At 59.8% G+C, this 3944-nt stretch carries 4 protein-coding genes; all 4 read right to left on the bottom strand.

All coding sequences use genetic code 11. The annotated features are described in order from the left end of the window. Positions 1-852: ABC transporter ATP-binding protein (locus PKO01S_RS28205; RefSeq protein WP_127534764.1), on the bottom strand; the 852-nt coding region annotated here is incomplete at its 3' end. Positions 853-883: 31 nt separating this feature from the next. Further along, positions 884-1660 carry an ABC transporter permease gene (locus PKO01S_RS28210; RefSeq protein ID WP_127534765.1) on the bottom strand — a complete coding sequence of 259 codons (777 nt, stop codon included), beginning with the start codon at positions 1658-1660 and terminating at the stop codon, positions 884-886. A gap of 98 nt (positions 1661-1758) precedes the next feature. Continuing rightward, positions 1759-2535: an ABC transporter permease gene (locus tag PKO01S_RS28215; protein WP_127534763.1), complete on the bottom strand. Its 777-nt coding sequence runs from the start codon at positions 2533-2535 to the stop codon at positions 1759-1761. Between the two features lie 714 nt (positions 2536-3249). Then, a partial coding sequence (locus tag PKO01S_RS28220; RefSeq protein ID WP_164779828.1) for an electron transfer flavoprotein subunit alpha/FixB family protein occupies positions 3250-3944 on the bottom strand: 695 nt, incomplete at its 5' end.

Genomic DNA, 3944 nt, shown 5'->3' on the forward strand with positions numbered 1-3944 from the left:
TACGGTACGCCCGTCAACGGCGGCTAGCCGCAGCGCAGCGCCGCTCACGTTCATATCGTGCGGCAGCGAAGGGTTCCGGCGGTATGTAACGCGGATCATCGTCGGCAATCCGATTCGGCGGCGCAGATCCGACGTCGAGCCGTCGAAGCCAAGCGATCCGCGGTTAATGACGATGACGCGGCTGCACAGCTGCTCGATGTCATCCATATCGTGCGTCGTGAGCAGCACCGTCTTGCCGAGCTCGATATTGATGCTGCGCAAATAGTCGCGGATGCTCCGCTTGGCGACGACATCCAGGCCGATCGTCGGCTCGTCAAGGAACAGAATGTCCGGATCGTGCAGCAGCGCGGCGGCCAGATCGGCTCTCATCCGCTGGCCGAGCGACAGCTTGCGGACCGGCGTATCCATGAACTCGCCAAGCTGCAGCAGCTCCGCAAGCTCGCTTATTCTCGCATCCCGCTTGCCGCTGGGCATGCTGTACATAGCGGCAAGAATGTCGTAGGAGTCGCGAACGGGCAAGTCCCACCATAGCTGGGTGCGCTGTCCGAACAGGACGCCGAGCCGCCTTGCGACGCGGCGCCGGTCGCGGTGGGGGCTTAATCCGTCGATGCGGACTTCGCCCGACGACGGGTGCAGAATGCCGGCGAGCATCTTGATCGTTGTCGACTTGCCGGCGCCGTTAGGGCCGATATAGCCGACGAATTCGCCGGGCTTGATCGAGAAGCTGACGCCGCGAACCGCTTCTTTCGACGTATATTGGCGAGACACGAGCGTGCGCAGCCCGCGGAAAGGTCCTTCCGGCGCCGGCAGCGGCGCCCGGAAGCTTTTGTGCAGATCGTGTACTGCAATCATTGGATTCATCGTTGTTCTTATCTCCTCTTCTTCAGCTTCCAGTGCTCTGATACCGGCTGATGCCGAACTTCCACACGAATAGCGAAAGCGACAGCAGTGCGCCGGCTACAGCAGCGGTCAGCAGCAGCATCCACCAGCCGGTGTCGCCGCGCAGCACGAACAAACCCGGCATGAAATTGGCAAAGCCGACGGGAATAACGCCGATCAGAAAACCTTGCAGCCAGCGCGGATAGATCGACAGCGGATATTGGGCGGCCGTTCTCGCGGCGTCCTCGGTAATGTTCTGCAGCTCGGTAATTCGAGTCAGCCAGAATCCGGCCGTCGCGGTCAGCAGTCCGATCGAGAACAGAAGAACCGCACCGCACAGTACGATGAAGGCGGTCAACGGGACGGACAGCCAGCCGATCTGGCCTTCCCGCATAAGCGAAGACATGCTGAGCGCCAATATGCAGACGCCTTGGATGACTTCACCGAACCGGATCGACACATTGCGCGACATAAGCGCGAGCAGAACGGGCAACGGCCGCAGCAGGAGCGCGTCCAGTTCACCGCTGACAAGATAGTTCTCGATGTTGTGCACGTCGGAGGCAACGGTCCGGTACAGCGCTTTGGACAGCGTCAATACACCATAGAGCCAACCGGCTTCCTCGAGAGTCCAGCCCTTGATATGTCCGAATTTCATAAGAATGACGGCGAGCATAAGAAACTCGACAACGTTGATAAGCGCCGACATAAGGGTAGAGAACCAGAAGTTGAACCGGTACTGCATCCGGCTGCGCACGCTCGCACGGAACAGCAGGGCGTACATCTGAATGCCGCTCCATCGGTTTGTGCGTCTTATGCTATTCACGGGAAGCGGCTGGAGCTGTTCGTTCGGAGGAGTTTTGGTCGATGCATTCGGCTTGTTCATCCGCCTTGCACCTCCACCTTGCGCCGCATAACGCTTGTAAGGCCGAGGCATACGGCAGTCAGCGCGGCGGCCCACAGCAGAGATCCGGCGAGTGCGGCAGAGGATTCCATGCCCAAATAAATGCGTGTCGGAACATAATGAAGAAACGGATAGAACGAATACCTGGCCATGACTTCAAGCGGTCGAGGCAGCCATTCGACCGGAATAAGAAATCCGGACAGCAGCATGCTGAAGGCATAGTTCACCCAGTACAGCCAGCGCGATTCCGTCGTCCAGAGCGCGGCGGCGCCGATCAAATAATTGAGGCAGATCGACATGTAAGCGGCCAAGATGAGAGCGAGTGCGGTCGACAACCACGTGAGCAGGGAGGAAGGCATGTAAATCGGAAGAACGATCGCGTACAACGCGTAGATCGGAACGAATTTGTACACGAATTGATAGGCGACCTGGCCCCATTCCTTGCACATGAGCTGGTAGAACAGATGAGCGGGACGCATAAGCTCGAGCGCGATGCCGCCGGTGCGGACAAGCTGCTCGATGCCGAGCCCGTTGTTCAGGAAAGCGGCGACCCATAAGGAGCATTGATTGAAGGCGACGTAACTGACGATGCCGGCGGCACCGTATTCGCCCATCGTCTGATCGGCGGCAATCGCCGTCCAGATCGACATGTAGATGAAGCCGAATAATGCGCTTGCAAGGTTGTGGAGCATGTGCGCGCCGCGGTACTGCAAGTTGCGGGCGTACGTTTTGCGGGCTAATTCGTAGAAAAGCATAAAACACCTCCAGCTTAAACAATTAAGGTGAAAGTGCGTAGAGCGCGGAAGAAGAGTATAGCAAAGGCGAGGGAGGAAGCGCAATCATTTTTTGGAAAATAAGGTGCGGGGTTGTAGGTGGAGGTTCGCTGCGGGGCAGGGATGCAGGGATGCAGGAAGGGAGACAGCGAGGCAGGCAGGCAGACAGACAGAGATGCAAGGAGGCAGGAGGCAGGGATGCAGGCAGGAAGCAGGGATGCAAGGAGGCAGGTAGGGAGACAGGGATGCAGGAATGGAGGAAGGGAGTCAGGCAAGCATGCAAGCATGCTTGCCTGACTGCCTGACTGCGGATGCTTTCTACTTAGATTCATTGTAGTTTGTGCAACGGGAACGGCGTTAGTGGTTCGATAAGCGAGCGCTCGTTGTACTTCATACAACAGAATAATAGGGTTGCGGCTCGAAAAGGCTTTTATGGGTCGGGTTTGGTGCAATCTTGTTGTATGAATTGCAACGAAGGATCGCAGTAGAGCGAATAGAGGGGGATTTGGTTGTATGAAGTGCAATCACATTTAAGGAATGGCAAGGAGTGGGCGGGTATTCGTGAGTTTCTTCATAGCGCACAAATGGGGATGCCCTATAGACCATAGCCTATAGGGCATCCCCGTTTGAGCTGCAAAAGTCACTAGGGTGGAGCGAAGCAACACGCCAGGGGCTGTGAAAGGTGCGTGCGCGGAATTAGGATGTTCCAGTGCCGAGCAAGCGGCGGAATTCGCCGGTCAGCAGCGGGACGATCTCGAACAAGTCGCCCACGACGCCGTAGTCGGCCACGCCGAATATCGGCGCATCGGCGTCCTTGTTCACGGCGACGATGACGCGCGAGCCGCTCATGCCGGCGAGATGCTGAATCGCACCGCTAATGCCGCAGGCGATGTAGAGCTGGGGCGTGACCACTTTGCCGGTCTGCCCGATCTGGAGCGCGTAATCGCAATAGCCGGCATCGCAGGCGCCGCGCGATGCGCCGACCGCGCCGCCGAGCAGCGAAGCGAGCTGCTGCAGCGGGGCGAAGCCGTCCGCGCTGCGCACGCCTCGGCCGCCGGAGACGATGACGTCGGCTTCGGCGAGGTCGACGGCGCCAGCCGTCTTGCGGACGACGGAGTGTATCGTCGTCCACAGCGTTGGCGCGCGATAGGCCAGCGGGACTATCGCGCCAGGAGCGGCGCCGGCCGGCAGCGTCTCGGCCGGCGGCAGATTGTTCGGGCGCACCGAGACGACACGCGGTGCGCCCGGGGCGACGCGCAGCCGCTCGACGGCTTTGCCGGCGTAGAGCGGCCGCGCGAACACGACATCGCCATCGCTGCCAAGCTCGATGGCGGTGACGTCGGCGGCGTGGCCTGCGCCGATGGCGGCGGCCACGCGGGGCGCGACTTCGC

Source organism: Paenibacillus kobensis NBRC 15729 (assembly GCF_004000825.1).
Lineage (GTDB): Bacteria > Bacillota > Bacilli > Paenibacillales > Paenibacillaceae > Paenibacillus_T > Paenibacillus_T kobensis.